The organism is Sphingomonas sanxanigenens DSM 19645 = NX02 (assembly GCF_000512205.2).
Taxonomy (GTDB): domain Bacteria; phylum Pseudomonadota; class Alphaproteobacteria; order Sphingomonadales; family Sphingomonadaceae; genus Sphingomonas_D; species Sphingomonas_D sanxanigenens.
Genome location: NZ_CP006644.1, coordinates 6,158,285 through 6,174,076 on the forward strand (window position 1 = coordinate 6,158,285; position 15,792 = coordinate 6,174,076).

The 15,792-nt window shown below is 68.6% G+C and carries 14 protein-coding genes; 10 read left to right on the forward strand and 4 right to left on the reverse strand.

The features are described 5' to 3' along the window. Positions 1 to 5 precede the first annotated feature (5 nt). Together NX02_RS28420 and NX02_RS28425 are read left to right on the forward strand one after the other, a co-directional pair. Positions 6 to 359 (forward strand): hypothetical protein, encoded by a 354-nt coding sequence (locus NX02_RS28420; RefSeq protein WP_025295544.1) that lies wholly within the window; start codon positions 6 to 8, stop codon positions 357 to 359. Positions 360 to 408: 49 nt separating this feature from the next. Next, positions 409 to 1,053: a glutathione S-transferase family protein gene (locus NX02_RS28425; protein WP_025295545.1), complete on the forward strand. Its 645-nt coding sequence runs from the start codon at positions 409 to 411 to the stop codon at positions 1,051 to 1,053. Between the two features lie 7 nt (positions 1,054 to 1,060). Here the strand turns inward: NX02_RS28425 and NX02_RS28430 are convergent, their stop codons facing one another. Then, positions 1,061 to 1,510, reverse strand: coding sequence for a hypothetical protein (locus NX02_RS28430; protein ID WP_245648720.1), 450 nt, complete (start codon positions 1,508 to 1,510; stop codon positions 1,061 to 1,063). A 348-nt stretch (positions 1,511 to 1,858) separates the two neighbouring features. On the opposite strand from NX02_RS28430, the gene NX02_RS28435 reads away from it, so the two are divergent. The 3 genes from NX02_RS28435 (at position 1,859) to NX02_RS32890 (ending at position 3,585) form a co-directional block, all read left to right on the forward strand. Further along, complete coding sequence (locus NX02_RS28435) at positions 1,859 to 2,134, forward strand: BrnT family toxin (protein WP_025295547.1); 276 nt, start codon at positions 1,859 to 1,861, stop codon at positions 2,132 to 2,134. Beyond that, positions 2,121 to 2,351 (forward strand): BrnA antitoxin family protein, encoded by a 231-nt coding sequence (locus NX02_RS28440; RefSeq protein WP_053000730.1) that lies wholly within the window; start codon positions 2,121 to 2,123, stop codon positions 2,349 to 2,351. The genes NX02_RS28435 and NX02_RS28440 overlap by 14 nt, the downstream gene beginning before the upstream one ends. A gap of 289 nt (positions 2,352 to 2,640) precedes the next feature. Beyond that, positions 2,641 to 3,585, forward strand: coding sequence for a hypothetical protein (locus NX02_RS32890; RefSeq protein ID WP_162232730.1), 945 nt, complete (start codon positions 2,641 to 2,643; stop codon positions 3,583 to 3,585). 148 nt (positions 3,586 to 3,733) lie between these two features. On the opposite strand, the gene NX02_RS28455 is transcribed toward NX02_RS32890, so the two are convergent. Together NX02_RS28455 and NX02_RS28460 are read right to left on the reverse strand one after the other, a co-directional pair. Further along, positions 3,734 to 5,059, reverse strand: coding sequence for a sensor histidine kinase (locus NX02_RS28455; RefSeq protein ID WP_025295551.1), 1,326 nt, complete (start codon positions 5,057 to 5,059; stop codon positions 3,734 to 3,736). Further along, complete coding sequence (locus tag NX02_RS28460) at positions 5,056 to 5,709, reverse strand: response regulator transcription factor (RefSeq protein ID WP_025295552.1); 654 nt, start codon at positions 5,707 to 5,709, stop codon at positions 5,056 to 5,058. Before NX02_RS28460 ends, NX02_RS28455 begins: the two co-directional genes overlap by 4 nt. A gap of 84 nt (positions 5,710 to 5,793) precedes the next feature. On the opposite strand from NX02_RS28460, the gene NX02_RS28465 reads away from it, so the two are divergent. The 5 genes from NX02_RS28465 to NX02_RS31080 all read left to right on the forward strand — a co-directional run bounded on the left by NX02_RS28465 (position 5,794) and on the right by NX02_RS31080 (position 12,554). Continuing rightward, on the forward strand, positions 5,794 to 6,897 hold the full coding sequence (locus tag NX02_RS28465; RefSeq protein WP_025295553.1) for an efflux RND transporter periplasmic adaptor subunit: 1,104 nt from the start codon (positions 5,794 to 5,796) through the stop codon (positions 6,895 to 6,897). Then, positions 6,897 to 9,968: an efflux RND transporter permease subunit gene (locus NX02_RS28470; RefSeq protein ID WP_025295554.1), complete on the forward strand. Its 3,072-nt coding sequence runs from the start codon at positions 6,897 to 6,899 to the stop codon at positions 9,966 to 9,968. Before NX02_RS28465 ends, NX02_RS28470 begins: the two co-directional genes overlap by 1 nt. Beyond that, positions 9,965 to 10,264, forward strand: coding sequence for a DUF3240 family protein (locus NX02_RS28475; protein WP_025295555.1), 300 nt, complete (start codon positions 9,965 to 9,967; stop codon positions 10,262 to 10,264). Before NX02_RS28470 ends, NX02_RS28475 begins: the two co-directional genes overlap by 4 nt. Further along, positions 10,261 to 11,487: a TolC family protein gene (locus tag NX02_RS28480; protein WP_025295556.1), complete on the forward strand. Its 1,227-nt coding sequence runs from the start codon at positions 10,261 to 10,263 to the stop codon at positions 11,485 to 11,487. Before NX02_RS28475 ends, NX02_RS28480 begins: the two co-directional genes overlap by 4 nt. 104 nt (positions 11,488 to 11,591) lie before the next feature. Further along, complete coding sequence (locus tag NX02_RS31080) at positions 11,592 to 12,554, forward strand: hypothetical protein (RefSeq protein WP_025295557.1); 963 nt, start codon at positions 11,592 to 11,594, stop codon at positions 12,552 to 12,554. A 6-nt stretch (positions 12,555 to 12,560) separates the two neighbouring features. Here NX02_RS31080 and NX02_RS28490 read toward each other — a convergent pair whose 3' ends face one another. Next, a complete protein-coding gene (locus NX02_RS28490) occupies positions 12,561 to 15,722 on the reverse strand; it encodes an autotransporter outer membrane beta-barrel domain-containing protein (protein ID WP_025295558.1) in 3,162 nt (1,053 codons plus the stop codon). Positions 15,723 to 15,792: the final 70 nt, after the last annotated feature.

Below are 15,792 nucleotides of genomic sequence, written 5' to 3' on the forward strand. Positions count from 1 at the left end.
AACAGGTGATCGAGTGGAATGGCGCGACCGTGCGCACCTGGCTGGAAAGCCGCATCGCCGCGGCGCGCGCGGATCAGGTGGTGGCGGAAAAAGGCGGCCGCGACCGGCAGGACGATTGCGACAAGGCCTCGGCCGAGGAACTGGTCTGCGCGCACTTCCGGACCAGGGACAAGGATGCGCCCGACGACCAGAAGGCGTTCATCGAAGCGCTGCGCGGCCTGCTGGACCGGGACACCTATATCTGGCGCGGCGTCTATGACGATGACCGCTTCGACCGGCACGTGCGGTCATACACGCGCAAGCTGATCAGGATGGCGAGGACGAACGAGGGTTTCGAGAAGACGCTGCGCTATCAGTGACCATCGGATAGGAGATGGCGCCAGCCACAGAGCGAGAGGATGCCGATCCATGACCGAGACCCTGACCATCTGGAGCTTCGACTGGGTGCCGCCCGGGCCGCGCGGGTTCGTGCGGGATCTGCGCCTGCGGTGGGCGGCTGAAGAAGCGGGGCTCGATTACGCGGTCGGCACCGTGGCCTTCGAGGATCGGCAGGCCAGCCATTTCGAGCGGCAGCCGTTCGGGCAGGTGCCGTTCCTCACCGATGGCGACATCACCATCTTCGAAAGCGGCGCGTGCCTGCTCCATCTGGCGCGCAAGAGCGACGTGCTGATGCCGCGCAGCGCGCGCGGCGAAGCCGAAACGCTGCAATGGGTGATCGCCGCGCTCAATTCGATCGAGATGGTGAGCGTGCCCTGGTGGTTTCTCCAGCTTTCGGGTGACCGCGAAAACGGCATGGCCGGCTGGCTGGACAGCCGGCTGACGCACATCGAGGGCATATTGGCCGACCGCGCGTGGCTGGTGGACGACCGGTTCAGCGCGGCCGACCTGATGATGGCGGATGTCTTGCGGGTGCCCGACGTTCGCGGCCGGGGTGACCGCCCGGCGACCGAAGCCTATCTCCAGCGCGTCCTCGCCCGGCCGGCCTTCACGAAGGCGCGCGCCGACCAGCTCGCGCATTTCGCAGCGGCGGACACGCGCCGCGCAGCGGGTTGAGGCGGTCTTAGCGGAAATCCTCGCGCAGCCGGGGATCGACGACCCTGCCGCCACGACCGCCATAGCCGAAGCGGCTGCTCTCGAACGAGACCGTCGCCCCGGCATTCTCGCCCAGGGGGATGTCGGCCGTGCCATAGACGCCGCGCGTGCCATGCGAGCCGACCATGAAGCCCATCTCGCCATGGATGCGCCGGTCGGGGCGCTCCGAGGCGGTCCGTTCCCCGCGCGCCGCGGCGGCGCTCGCTTCGGTGCTCGCGTTCAGGATCGCCTCGCGCTGCGCGTCGGTCAGTTGCACCGTACCGGGGGCAGCGGTAGCGGATGGCGCGGGCTCGGCCGCCGTTACCGGCTCCGGCGATTGTGCCAACGTGGCCGTCGACAAGCAGGCCGCCCCGGCAACACCCCAGGCAGCAAGGGCAAGCGCGATCGGGCGGGCGCGGCGGCGCATGGGCAACGGCATGGTCATATCGCCTTATGGACCCAAACCGCCTGACCGCCAAATGAACGGACGGTGGGCCATCGATGTCATACGCGTCGTCATTGTCCAGGGTGCCCAATAACGCGCGCCCGGCGGAGGCTCAGCGCGGGTCGCCGCACCCGGCGGCATTGCGGGGATCGTCGCAGGCATGGACATAGTCGATGCCCAGCCCGGCTACGTGGTCGATAGGGACGCGCGGACTCGCCGAAATCCGCCGGCATTATCGCCTCTTTCGCTCCGAGCCCTCTTCGCTCTTCGACGTCTCCATGCGATCCTTCCGGGTGCACGAAAATCATTGTTTGCGTGATTTAACGGGTGTACGCAATTTATATGGAGATCGAGTTCGATCCAGCGAAGGATGCGACGAACTTCGCCAAGCATGGTGTATCGTTGCAGGCTGCGAACGTGTTCGATTGGGATACGGCGTTCGAGCGCGAGGATGATCGCTTCGATTACGGAGAGATCCGGATTGTCGCCCTGGGGCTGATCGGTGATCACGTTCACGTGCTGGTCTTCACCGAAGGCTCTCACGACGATGCGATCCGCGCCATCAGCCTGCGCCCGGCCGAGAAGCACGAAGTGAGGTTCTATTATGGACAAGTTTGACCCCGAGATTCACGACGAGAATCTATCGATGGATGCCGCGTTCATGGCGGGGATGAAGCCGTCCCGGCGCGGCCGGCCAAAGCTGGATGCGCCGAAGGTGGAGGTGAAGATCCGTCTCGATGCGAAGACGGTCGAGCATCTGCGCAACAGCGGCCCCGGCTGGCAGACGCGCGTCAATGCCTTGCTGGGCAGGATGGTAGCGGCGGGGCAGATCTAAGGGCGGCGGATGCTCAGCCCAGGCGCTTTGATGTCAGCTAAGGGGCGCGCAGTCTTGCGGTGAATGACGGAAACTGGCGTTAAATGGACGGAAGTCGCCTGCCTGATGTGCAGCGGGTCGATGCTGGTGGTGTCCAGTAGCGGTGGTGGCGCGTTCAACCTCTTCGCTTTAAACCTGAGCCATGCCAGGCGCCACTAAACAACATCAAATCCGAGAGCAGGGTCGGTCATTTCCGCACAGTCAGTATGACGATCCGCGCGGTGGTCGAGCCACTTCACTCGAGCGCAACGTGCTGCGCTACCGCGCGGCTGAGGCAAGTCTTTATCTTTTTTACACCGCTGAAGTCCGTGGATTCATGCTCGAGAATGTCTTTCCCCTAGTTCCTCTCATTGATGGGGCGGGCGCTTGGGAGACCGCGAGCGAAGTCCGGCAACGACAACTGATGCGCAGCCTGATTGCCGAAGCCGAAGCTACGGGGAGAATCACGTCTGCCGATGCCAAAGCCTTGTCTCCGGTCGCGCGGCACGACCCGAAGGAGGGAAAGAAACTTCGCCGAGCCTTTGCTCATGCAGTGACGAACGGCATGTTCGACGCCGCCGAGGCAGACGAGCTGATGGAATTGATTCAATATCGCAACGAAGTCGCCCACCATATCCATCTAGTGATGGCGGATATCACCCGATCTTATTGCGCCTCCGAGTATGTTGCCTATTCAATACCGATCTATAAATCGGATGCTCTCGATCGCTTACGCTCATATCGGCGTAGCCTTTTTGAGCGCTTCGAAAAAATCAGTTTGATCTCCAGATCGTCCTTTGATCATCTACTCTTCGAGCACGCAGAGCGCGTATTCGAGGAAGATTTGGTTCGACTCGATCGGCGTATCCGCCCGCAAATCAAGTTTGAGCGGTCGCGTTTCAAGGCGCTGAAGCCCGAACTCGACCTGAGTGGAACCGAATTGGTCGATGATCTCGATCCCCGCGCGCCTTGGAATTTTCGTTCCAGCGGCTACGAGGGCCGCAAGACCGGTCATCTTACGCCTCAAGGCGTGGAGATCTGCTACCGGCTGTTTGATCTCAGCAAATCGGCGCTCGCGGTAGCGTATCTGATGGGTATCAGCCTGCGCGCTGCACGGAACAGAGAGAGGCGTTGGCGCGAAGCGGGCGGATGCGGACGTGTTCGAGCAGAGTTGAAGCGCTACCCCGGATTCACCCGCCAGCCGGATCAGGGCTAGGTCGCGACACTGGTGTCAAAGAAGGCGGCTTAGCTTGCGGAATCTTGCATTATTGGCGTGCACGCATTGGCCGATGTAAGTCGCGGTCGCTTCGCGAGTTCGATTGCACTCGCTTCTGGCGTTCGCCGACATCCGCGCATCGTCTTCCTTAATCCTCGCCCAGAAACCGCGCCCGCGCCAGCAACCCGCCTTCCGGCGCCGTGCCCAGTTCCAGCCGCGCGTCGTAGAAGCGCAAGATGTCGCCCGTTGCGGCCAGGCCGAGGCCGGTGCCGGGGGTGGACGGGTCGAGCCGCGTGCCGATCGTCATCACCGCCTCGCGCATGTCGTCCGGCACGCCGGGGCCGTCGTCGCGGACTTCCACATGGTCGGGGCCGCCCGCCACGATCACCCGGGACGCGGCCCATTTGCAGCCATTGTCGATGAGGTTGGAGAGGATCTCGGCGAGGTCGCCGCGGTCGCAGGGGAGTTTCAGGCCCGGCGGCAGCGCGATCTCGATGCTCAGGCCGCGCACCACGTGCAGGCGGCGCATCGCCTCGGCGATGGCCTCCACCAGCGGCGCGACTTCGGTCAATGTGCCGGCGCCTCGGGTGCCGGCGGCAGCGGCGCGGGCGAGGTGGTGGTCGATCTGGTGCTGCATCACCGCGCAGCGCGCGAGCAGGAAATCGGCGCTGTCGACGTGGCCGGCGAGGCGGAGCTGTTCGGCCTCGTCGATGATCAGCGCCAGCGGCGTGCGCAGATTGTGCGCCAGGTTGCCGGATTCGGTTCGCGCGCGCGCGATCAGGCTCGCCTGGCCCTCCAGCAGCGCGTTGAAGCGGTTGACCACGGGGGAGAATTCGGCGGGCACCGCAGGGTCCAGCCGGTCGACCTCGCCATGGCGCAGCCGGTCCACCTCCTCGCCCAGCCGCCGCACCGGCGCGAGCCCGAAGCGGACGAGTGCCGCGGCGCCGCCCAGCAGCAGCAGCCCGACTGCGATCATCGACAGTGTGAGGTCGCTGCGGAACGCGGCGATCTGCCCGTCGATCAGCGCCCGCGCCGAGGCAATGGTGAAGATGGCGGTGCGGCCGTTGCCCAGCCCCACCCGCGTGCTGCGCTGAAGCAGCGGCTCTCGCGCGTCGCCGCCCGCGCGCCACATGCCGTCGGCGGCGCCGGATGTCAGCGCGCGGTCCTGCAGCGAGCGTGATCGCGCGACGTCGCCGCGGCCGGCATCGACCTGCCAGTAGAGCCCCGATCCGCCGACGTTGAACAGTGGGTCCGACAGCGGCTGCGCCACCCGCAGCCGGCCATCCGGCCCCCGGCTCGTCATCGCGATCAGCTCGTCGAGATGATGGTCGAGTTCGCTCTTGAACCGGTCGGTGGTGTGGACGCCATAGAGATTGCCGATGAACAGCCCGGCGAGCAGCATCGCCACCACCACCGCGACCGCGGAGCTGACCAGCAGGCGAAGCCACAGGCTGTGCCGTGCGGCGCCCGTCATGGCACCAGCCGGTAACCGAGGCCGCGCACCGTCGTCACCCGCTCGCGCCCGATCTTGCGGCGCAGCCGGCCGACCAGCACCTCGATCGCATTGGCGTCCCGGTCGCTGTCCAGCCGGTAGAGATTGTCGAGGATGGTCTGGCGGGTCAGCGTGCGGCCGGCATTGTAGAGCAGCAATTGCAGCAGGCGGAATTCGCTGGCGGTCAGCGTCAGCGCTTCGCCGTCCAGCCACGCCTCGCTGCTGGCCGGGTCGAGCGCCAGCGGCCCGGCGGTGATCCGCGTCGCGCTGTGGCCGGCGGCGCGACGGGCGAGCGCGTGGAGGCGCGCGATCAGTTCCTCGGTGCGCACCGGCTTGACGATGAAGTCGTCCGCGCCCGCGTTCAGCCCCTCCACCTTTTCCTGCCAGCTTCCGCGCGCGGTAAGGATCAGGATCGGCGTGGCGATGGCGCGGGCGCGCAACGCGCGCACGAGATCGATGCCGCTCATCCCCGGCAGCCCGATATCGACCACCAGCACGGTAAAGCCATCCGTCACGAAGCCCAGCGCATCCTCGCCATTGGCGAGCCATTCGCAGGTCAGCCCGTGCCGCGCCAGGTTGGCGACGACGCGCTGCGCCAGCTCGGCTTCGTCCTCGACCAGCAGGATCCGCATCGCCGCTCCCTGACAGGATATTGACAGGTTGGGAAGCTAGACCGCGCCCTCATCGAACACCGACCCGGGGGGATTGAGCGGACCATGGATGCGATCGGCCGCCTGGCATTGCCGCTGTTGTTGTGCGGGCTCGCCGCCTGCTCCGGCGGCGCGGGCGAGGAGGGGAACGCGGCGAGCGCCGAGCAGGCCAAGCCCGCCGCGGCGAAGGGCATGCTCGCGCTGGATGGCGCCGAGCTCGAACGGCTCGGCATCCGCTTCGCCGCGGTCGAGGCGGCGACGGAGCTGCCGCTGGCGACCGTTCCCGCCACATTGGCGCCGCCGCCCAACGCCCGCGTCGCCGTCGCCGCGGTGATCCCCGGCGTCGTCACGAGGACTTTGGTGGTGGAGGGGGACAGCGTGCGCCGGGGCCAGCCGCTCGCGGTGGTCGCCTCGCGCGAGATGTTCACGCTTGCCGCCGGCGTCGAGCAGGCGTCGGCGCGGGCGGCGATGGCGCGCGCCAATGATCGCCGCCTCGGCCAGCTCGCGCGCGAGGGCGTGATCGCCGGCGCGCGTGCGGACGAGGCGCGCGCCGCGCTGCGCGAGGCCGAAGCCGAACTCGACGAGCAGCAGCGCGTCGTTCGGCTGGTCAACGGCGCGCCGCACCAGGGCACCTATACCTTGACCGCGCCGATCGCCGGCAAGGTCACCAGCGCCGCGATCCAGACCGGCAGCCCGGTCGACGGCACCAGCGCCGCCTATGTGATCGACGCGACCAGCCGCTACGAAGCGACCGCGCAGCTTCCCGAACGGCTGGTCGGCCGGGTCCACCCCGGTATGGCTGTGCGGCTGGCGGGCGACGTGCGCGGCGAGGTCACCAGCGTCGGCAGCGCGATCGATCCGGCGACGCGATCGGCGACGTTGCGCGCGCGCATCCCCGCCGCGCCCGGCGTGGTTTCCGGCCGCGCCGTGCCCGTCACGATCTTCGCCCCGGCCCCCGCGGGCGCGATCACCGTGCCCGCGCACGCGGTGACCGAGGTGGATGGCACGCCCAGCGTGTTCGTGCGCGTGGCGAGCGGTGTCGCGGTGCGCGCGGTTGAACTCGGCGACCGCGCCGATGGCCGCGTCGTCATCCGATCCGGGCTGAAGGCGGGGGATCGCATCGCGATCGCCGGCGTCAGCGATCTCAAGGCGGTCGCGGGGCAGGACTGATGCTGCGCTCGCTCGTCGCCTTCTCGCTCTCCTACCGGCTCTTCGTGCTCGCGCTGACATTGGTCGTCGGCGGGCTCGGCGCCTGGGCCTATTCGACCCTGCCGGTCGATGCCTATCCCAACATCGCGCAGACGCAGGTCAAGATCATCCTCAAGGCCCCCGGCATGACCCCCGAGGAGGTCGAGACGCGGGTGATCGCGCCGATCGAACTCGAGATGCTCGGCCTGCCCAACCAGGCGATGCTGCGCTCCACCGCCAAATATGCGATCGCCGACATCACCATCGATTTCACCGACGGGACGGACATCTATTGGGCGCGCCAACAGGTCGGCGAACGCCTCGCCGGCGTCACCGGCGATCTGCCGGAGGGCGTTGAAGGCGGCATGGCGCCGATCTCCACGCCCTTGTCGGACCTGTTCATGTTCACCATCGACGGGCCGCTGTCGCTCACCGAAAAGCGCGAACTGCTCGACTGGACGATCCGCCCGGCGCTGCGCGCCGTCCCCGGCGTCGCGGATGTCAACGCGCTCGGCGGCCATGTCCGCACCTTCGAGGTGCGGCCCGATCCCGTCGCGCTCGCCGCTGCGCGCCTGTCGATCGACGATCTCAGCCAGGCGATCGAGCGCGGCAACCGCAACGACGGCGCCGGCCGGCTGGCGGCGGGGGAGGAGGCGCTGATCGTCCGCGCTGTGGGCGCGGTGAGCGACGCCGACGATATCGCGCAGATGGCGATCGTCGCGCGCGACGGCCGCGTCGTGCGGGTGGGCGATGTCGCGGGCGTCGGCACCGGCTCGCTGACCCGCTATGGCGGCGTTACCGCGCATGGCCGGGGGGAGGCGGTGCAGGGACTCGTCATCGCGCTGCGCGGCGCCGATGCGCGGCAGGTTGTCGATGGCGTCCGCGAACGGCTCGACGAGATCCGGAAGACCCTGCCCGAAGGCACCCGGCTGACGGTGTTCTACAACCGATCGGACCTGATCGAACGCGCGCTGCAAACCGTGCAGAAGGCACTGGTCGAGGCCACCGTGCTGGTGGTCGTGCTGCTGGTGCTGTTCCTGGGCGATTGGCGCGCGGCGGCGATCGTGGCCGCGACCCTGCCGATGGCGGCGCTCATCACCTTTCTGCTGATGCGCGGCGTGGGGCTCACCGCCAATCTGATGAGCCTGGGCGGCCTTGCCATCGCGATCGGCATGCTGGTGGATGGCGCGGTCGTCGTTGTCGAGAATATCGTCGATCGGCTCGGCCACGCGAAGGAGGGCGGGCCGCCGCGGCTCAACATCATGTTCCGCGCCACCGCGGAGGTGATCGTGCCGGTCTCCGCCGGCCTCGTCATCATCGCGCTCGTCTTCCTGCCCCTGCTGTCGCTGGAGGGGCTGGAGGGCAAATTGTTCGCTCCGGTCGCGCTCACCATCATGTTCGCGCTCGCCGGCGCGCTGCTGCTCGCGCTCACGCTGGTGCCGGTTCTGTCCTCCTATGGGTTGAAGAGCGGCCAGCATGGCGAGCCGTGGATCATGCGCAAGCTCGCGCCGCGCTATGCGGCGCTGCTCGGCGGCGCCTTCGCGCGGCGCAGGCTGGTCTATGCGCTCGCCGGCGTCGGGCTGGTACTCGCCGGGCTCGCCTATGGCGCGGTCGGCAAGACCTTCATGCCGACGATGGACGAAGGGTCGGTGGTGATCCAGGTCACCAAGCTGCCCACCGTCGGCCTCGATCGCTCGCTGGCGATGGCCGGCCGCATCGAACGGCAATTGATGCGTCGCGTGCCCGAGGTGACCGGCGTCATCTCGCGCACCGGCACCGACGAGATCGGCCTCGATCCGATGGGGCTCAACGAAACCGACCTGTTCGTGACGTTGAAGCCGGCCGACGAATGGCGCGGCGACCGCGATTTCGTCGTCGAGGAGATGCGCAAGGCGATCGCCGGCATGCCCGGCATCGAGCCGACCTTCACCCAGCCGATCGAGATGCGCGTCGCCGAGATGCTCACCGGCGCGCGCGGCGATCTGGCGGTGAAGATTTTCGGGCCCGACCTCGCCACCCTGTCCGACCTCGCCGGCAAGGTGCAGCAGGTGCTGCAGACGACGCGCGGTGCCGCCGAGGTGACCACCGTCGCCAACGACACGATCGACTATGTCCAGCTCGACATCGATCGCGCCGCCGCCGGCCGCGCCGGCATTCCGGTCGATACCTTCCAGGATACGTTGCGCGCGCAGCTCGAAGGGCTGCCCGCCGGCATCGTCGCCGAAGGGCAGAAGCGCGTGCCGGTGGTGATCCGCGGCAATGACGGCGTGCGCGAAGACGCCACCCGCTTCGCCGACCTGCAGGTGACGACCCCCACCGGCGAACTCGCCCGGGTCAGCGATCTCGCCCGCGTCGAGCACACCCAGGGGCCGATCCGCCTCGATCATGAAAGCGGCTCGCGCTACGCGCTGGTTCAGGCGTTCGTCTCGGGCCGCGACCTCGTCGGCTATGTCGACGAGGCGCGGGCGAAGGTCGCGGCGGAAATCCCGCTGCCCGCCGGCTACCGCCTCGTCTGGGGCGGCCAGTTCGAGAACCAGCAGCGCGCATCGGCGCGGCTGATGCTGGTGATCCCGGTGGCGCTGCTGCTGATCCTGATGGTGCTCTATGGCACGTTGCGGTCGCTGCGCGGATCGCTGCTGATCCTTGCCAACATCCCCTTCGCGGCGGTGGGCGGCATCATCGCCTTGTGGTTCACCGGCGACTATCTCTCGGTGCCCGCCGCGGTCGGATTCATCGCACTGCTCGGCATCGCGGTGCTCAACGGCCTTGTCCTCGTCGCCTATTTCCGCCAGCTGCGCGAGGAAGGGCGGCCGATGGCAGAGGTGGTGCGGGTGGGCGCCGAACGCCGGCTGCGGCCGGTGATGATGACGGCGAGCATCACCGCATTCGGGCTCGTGCCCTTGCTGTTCGCCACCGGCCCCGGCTCCGAAATCCAGCGGCCGCTGGCGATCGTGGTGATCGGCGGGCTCGTCACCTCGACCCTGCTGACGCTGGTGCTGCTGCCGATCCTCTACGAACGCTTCGGCGAAAGCCGCGCGGAGGCGGGGGCATGAACCGGGTGGTGCTGCGGCTGAGCTGTGCGGCAGGCGACGCCGATACGATCGCGGAGGTGCTGCGCGATCATCTCCGCGCGCCGGTGCATCTGCGCCGCGAGGAGGTGCTGGGGCGCGATTTCGACGATGCCGCCACCGGCGAGCGCGTCGCCGGCAGCCTCGCACGCGCCGCGATCGAGGTGGAACTGGCGGACGGGCAGGTGGCATCGGCGGTCGAGGCCGCCCGCACCGCGCGGCGGCGCCTGCCGTTCCGCTGGCGGACGACCGCGGTGCTGGACGGAGGACGGGTGGAATGAAGTTGGCCTTGCTTCTGCTGGCGGGCATCGCCGCCCCCGCGCTCGCCCAGTCGGACGGCACGAGCGATCTGCCGCCGTCCGAACTGGTCATCCGTGCGCTCGACGGCGCGCCAGGGGTCGAGGCCGCGGTCGCCCGCGTCGGCGCCGCGCGCGCAGGGGAGGATGCGCTGCGCCGCGGCCCGCATGAGATCACCGCGCAAGGCACGCTCTCGCGCCGCTCGGTCGACCATGACCGCGACTATGTCGAATATGACACCACCGTCAGCCGCGCCTTTCGCCTGCCCGGCAAGGCCGCGCTCGATCGGCGCGCCGGCGCGCTCGGCGTCGACATCGCCCAGAACCGCATGGAGGACGCGCGCCACCAGGCAGCGCTGGCATTGGCGACGTTGTGGTACGACTGGCTCGGCGCCGGCGAGCAGCACCGCAACGCGCTGGCGCTGGTCGAGACGCAGCGCGCGCTGGTCAGGGCGACCGGCCGGCGGGTGGACCTGCGCGACGCCGCGCAGCTCGATCTCGAACAGGCCAACGCCGCGCTCGCGCTCGCCGAGGCGCAGGCGGGCGACGCCGCGGCGGAGCGCGACCGCGCGCGCACCCTGCTTGCAGCGCGCTTCCCGGAACTGAGCCTGCCGGTCGAAGCGCCGCGATTGCTCGCCCCCGCTGTCCCCGCCGAGGGGTTCGACCGGCTGCAGGCGCTGATCGTCGAGCGCAGCCATGAGATCGGCGCCGCGGTGGGCACCGCCGACCGTCAGGCCATCCTCGCCCGCCGCGCCCGCGCCGACCGTATCGCCGACCCGTCGCTCGGCTTCCGCCTGTTCAGCGAACGCAGCGGTGAGGAACAGGGCGCCGGCCTTTACGCCTCGCTCCCGCTTGGCGGCGGCCACCGCCGCGCCCTCGCCAGCCAGGCCGAGGCGGAGGCCCGCGCCGCTTATGCCGAACGCATCGGCGTGGAACGCGACATCGCCGGCAACGCCGCCGCCGACGTCGCCGAAACCCGCGCCCGCCTCGCCGCCTGGCGCGCCAGCGCGCAGGCGGTCCAGAGCGCCGAGGCCAGTGCCGCGCTGTCCGGCCGCGGCCAGCAACTCGGCGCGATCGACCTGACCGACCGGCTCTATGCGGAGCGGCAGGCGAACGAATCCCGCGCCCAGGAAATCACCGCACGGGTCGCTGCGGCACGGCTGCTCGCGAAACTGAGGATCGACGCGCACACGCTGTGGATCGAGTGATAGGATAGCCCCTCTCCCGGCTTGGGAGACGGCAGGAAAGAGAGGCAGGTCGACGCTCATTCCCACCGCTGGCGTGACCTCGTCGCAAGCGGCATAAAGCGCCAGTGACCGCCGCGATCCCCACCCGCACCATCCAGCTTCAGCCCTGGCTGAAGACCGGCGACGTGGAAGCCTGCTTCCCGACTGACGGGGGCGGTGCCCTGATCCTGAAGGATCGCGGCCGCATTCTGCTCGACGAAACGCTTGCCGTCATAACCCTGCATGACCGGCCCGACATCGACTGGGGCTGGACCCACGCGCAACGTTTGCCGGGCGGAGGCTATGCGCTCGCCTCATCGCGGTCCGTGGTAGGCAAGAAGAACCTCCAACTCTTCGACGATCGCGGCAACCTCGTGACGCGCTTCCCGGCGGGCGACGCGATCGAGCATATGGCAGTCGATGACCAAGGGCGCATCTGGGTCGGTTATTTCGACGAAGGCATCTTCGGCCATGACCCACTCTCTTACGCAGGGCTCTCTCGCTTTAGCGAGACCGGGCGGCTCGATTATCAATGGGATTACAGCACCCACGGACCGATCCTGGATTGCTATGCGCTGACCCTCGATGGCGCCGGCCGAGCGTGGCTATGTCCCTATACCGAGTTCTTCGTAGCCGCGATCACCGACGATGATGTGCGCATCGTAATGTCCGAAGCGCCAGTGTCGCTCGCCCAGGGGCTGCTGGTTAGCGCCACGCATCTCGGGTTCGTGGGCGGGATGGACTTGCCGCGCGATGGCGGCACGGTGATCGGTTGGAGCATCGATGGAACGGCCACCCATCTGCCGCCGACGCCGGAAGATTTGTCCGAAACGACAAAGGAAAGCGTCGTCACGATCGTGGATCTTCAAACCGGCGCGCAGACACAGGTGCAATTGCTGGACGAGTATGCTGCGCCGCTGGCGTTTCACAATCGTGTCAATTGCCGGGCAGGTACAGCAGCCTGCTGGACGAAGGACGCCATATATCGGTTCAAGCTGGAAAACCTCGTGTCCGCCGCTGCCGTAGCTCCCTCTTCCCCGAGAGGCTAAGCAGGTTCAAAACGCCGACTTCAGCACCGCCCGCACCCCGACGCCGACGCTGCCCTGCCGCTCCTCCGCGCTCGCCTCGCCGCTGATGCCGAAGCGCGAATCGCCGCCGCTTAGCCGCAGCCGCGCCAGCCAGCCGTCGGCGCGCTGCTCGGGGTCGAGGGTGAAGCTGGCGCCCGAGGAGAAGCTCGCGACGGTGCTGTCGATCGCGCCGCCGAGGATGGTGCGCAGCCCGCCTTCCGCCTCGATCCGGAAATAGCCGCCGTCCGCATCCGGCTTCTTCAGGTCATAGCCGATCGCGAGGCTGGTCGTCGCCGCAAGCTCGTCGCTCTTGCGCGCGGCCACGCTGAGGTCGAACGCGGTGCCGCCGCCGGTTTCGGTGCGCGCATCCTCGCTCAGCCGGTAATAGTCGATCGCGCCGATCGGGCGCAGGCTGAGGCGGCCTGCCTGCAAGGTATAGGAGGCGCCGGCCGCGCCGGACAGCAAGGTGCCGCTCCAATTGGCCTTGGCGGTGCGCTCCACCGCGCTGCCGTCGATATCGTCGTTGAAGAAGCGGCGGCCGTCGAAGCTGATCCACCCTGCCGATGCGCGCGCATAGGTGGAGAGGCCACCGCGCCGCAGGCGCCAGAACAGGCTGGTCTCGAACTGGTTCGCCAGCACTTCGTTGGAGGTGCCGCCGTCGCTGTTGCGGCCGATCAGATAGGCGAGCGTGCCGCCGACGGTGCCGATGCCGGTGTCGATCTCCGCACCGCCGACCATGCCCCAGCCGAGAATGTCATAGGCTGCGGTCTGCCCGGCGTCCTTGGATCCGCTCCAGCCGACCTGCTGGAAGAGCAGGCGGAAGCCGCGATCGTCCTTAGGGCCGCCCTGATCCTCCAGAAAGCGCATCGCCGCGCGTGAGCCCGCCGTCACCGTCTCGAAGGTGCCGCCGGCATGATCGGGCAGCATCTGGCGGAACACAGATCGCACCCCGGCCTGGTCGGTCTTGTCGAGCAGCACCGATGCCATGTCCGCGTCGCTGTCGACCACCGACAGGATCGCGTCATAGGCGGCGCCTTCCCAGCGGTTGAGGCCCAGGGCCGATGCGGCCTTGCGCGCGATCGTCAATGTCAGGCTGCCGGCGTCGGCGGTGAGGCTGCTGTCGAACAGATAGGGCAAGGTCGCGGTCGGCGTGCCGGTCAGCGCGGCGGCGGTGACGACGGTGAAGCTGCCCTCCGACCCCAGCACGCTCGACAGGCTGACGTCGAGCGTCGATCCGGTCGCGAAGCTCGCCGCGCCCGCCACCGCATAGCCGGTGCTGCTGCCATCGCTGCCGATCGTCACGCCGATGGTGCCGCCGCTGCCGACGGTCAGCGCGGAGAGGGCGAGCGTGCCGGTGTTCGTCGGCAGGAAGCTGCCGCCATCGACATTCAGCGTCAGCCCGGCGCTGTTGGTGACCGCGCCCGCGAAGCTGGCGCTGCCCGACAGCGTCATCGCATCGGCGCCGCCGCCGAAATCCACGTCGCCCGCGAAAGTGGCGCTGTCCGCCAACGTCAGCCGGTCATTGCCCGCGCCGAAGCCGATGGTGCCGCTGGTCTTGCTGGTCCCGCTCAGCGCCGCGACATTGTCGCCCGCGCCGAAGCCGATGTCGCCGCTTACCGTGCCGGCGGAGACGGTGAGAACGTCGCTGCCGCTGCCGAAACGGATGTCGCCGACGATCCCCGGGGCAGCCGAATCCTCGACGTCCGATTGGAACTGGGCAAGCGTGACGCCGCTGGCGTTGGCGCTCACGTCGATCGCGATCGAGTTGCCGGCGCTGCCCGAACTGGCGGTGATGGTGCCGCTGTTGCTGATCGTCGTCAGCGTGCCCGACAGGTCCTGGATCGCATAGGCGGTGCCATCCGTATAGGTGGTCGCGCCGATCGCACCGCTGTTGACCAGAGACGGCAGGCTGCCTCCCGCGGTGATCAGCAGCGCGCGCGACAGTTCGCCGTCCTCATAGCCGCCGGCCGCGGCGATCGTGCCGCTGTTGGTCAGCAGCGGCACGGTGGCGCCGTCGGCGATGGCGAGGCCGGTCGCGTCGCTCAGCGAATAGGCTGCGACCGAGCCGCCGACGCGGATGCCGCCCGCGATCGAGACGGTGCCGCCCTCGCCGCCGATCCTCACGCCGGTGCCGTCGATGCCCTCGTAGATGCCATAGCCGATGACGCTACCGTCGATCGCAAGCCCGGCACCGGCGGCATCGCCGGCGATCGCACCGATGCTGATCGCCTGCGTCGATCCCACCAGCATAGCGGGCTGGCCGCCATAGGCGGTGACGGCCGCAGTGCCCTCCTCGCTGTCGGTGACGCCGTCGCCATCCTCGTCATCCTCATCCTCGTCATCATCGCCTGGGGGCGCCGCGAGCAGGATGCCCCCGCCGACATTGCCCTGCACCCACACCGCGGGGCCGCCCTGCAGCAGGTCGTCCGCCTCGAGCACCGAGGTGTCGGCGGGCGAACTCGTATAGCGATAGCCGGTGGCGTAGACCGATCCCTGGATCACGAGCGCGCCACCGATGTCGCCCTCGGCGGCATAGCCGATGCTGCCCTCGCCGGTGACCGAGATCGCGCCTTCCAGCGTCACCGACCCGGTAACGTCGCCGGTGCGCACGCCATAGCCGTGGTCGCCGACGACGCTGATCGTGCCGCTGCTGGTCAGCGATCCGTCGAGCGTGCCGCCGAGATGGATGCCCGCCGAGTCGTCGCCCTGCACGGTGATCGTGCCGCTGTTGTCGATCGTTCCGGTGAACGCACCCGATGTGCGGATGCCATAGCGGCTGATGCCCTCGGCGAAGGGGCCGTCGAGATCGTCGTCATCATCCGAATCCTCGGCCTCATAGCTCTCGTCGAGCGTGATCGTGCCGCTGCTGGTGATGGTGCCGCTGATCCCGTCATCGGCGAGGATACCGGTGGCGCCGTCCGCGTCGGTGATGGTGATGTCTCCCGCGCTGGAGACGCTGTTGTCGCTGTCCACCGTTACCGCGATGCCGCTGTCCAGTTCGATCGCGCCATCCTCGCCGATGGTGACGTCGCCCGCGGTGGAGGTGAGGACCGGCGTCGTCCGGGTGGTGCTGATCGTCGTCTGGGCGAAGGCCATGCCGGGCAGCGTGGTGAGGGGCAGCAGGCAGGTGCCCGCCAGCAGCTTGCGCATTGAAACTCCCTGGATCGCGTGCGGTGGACGCGCACCCGCGGGGCCGCTCCAACCGGATCTCGGAGCGGGG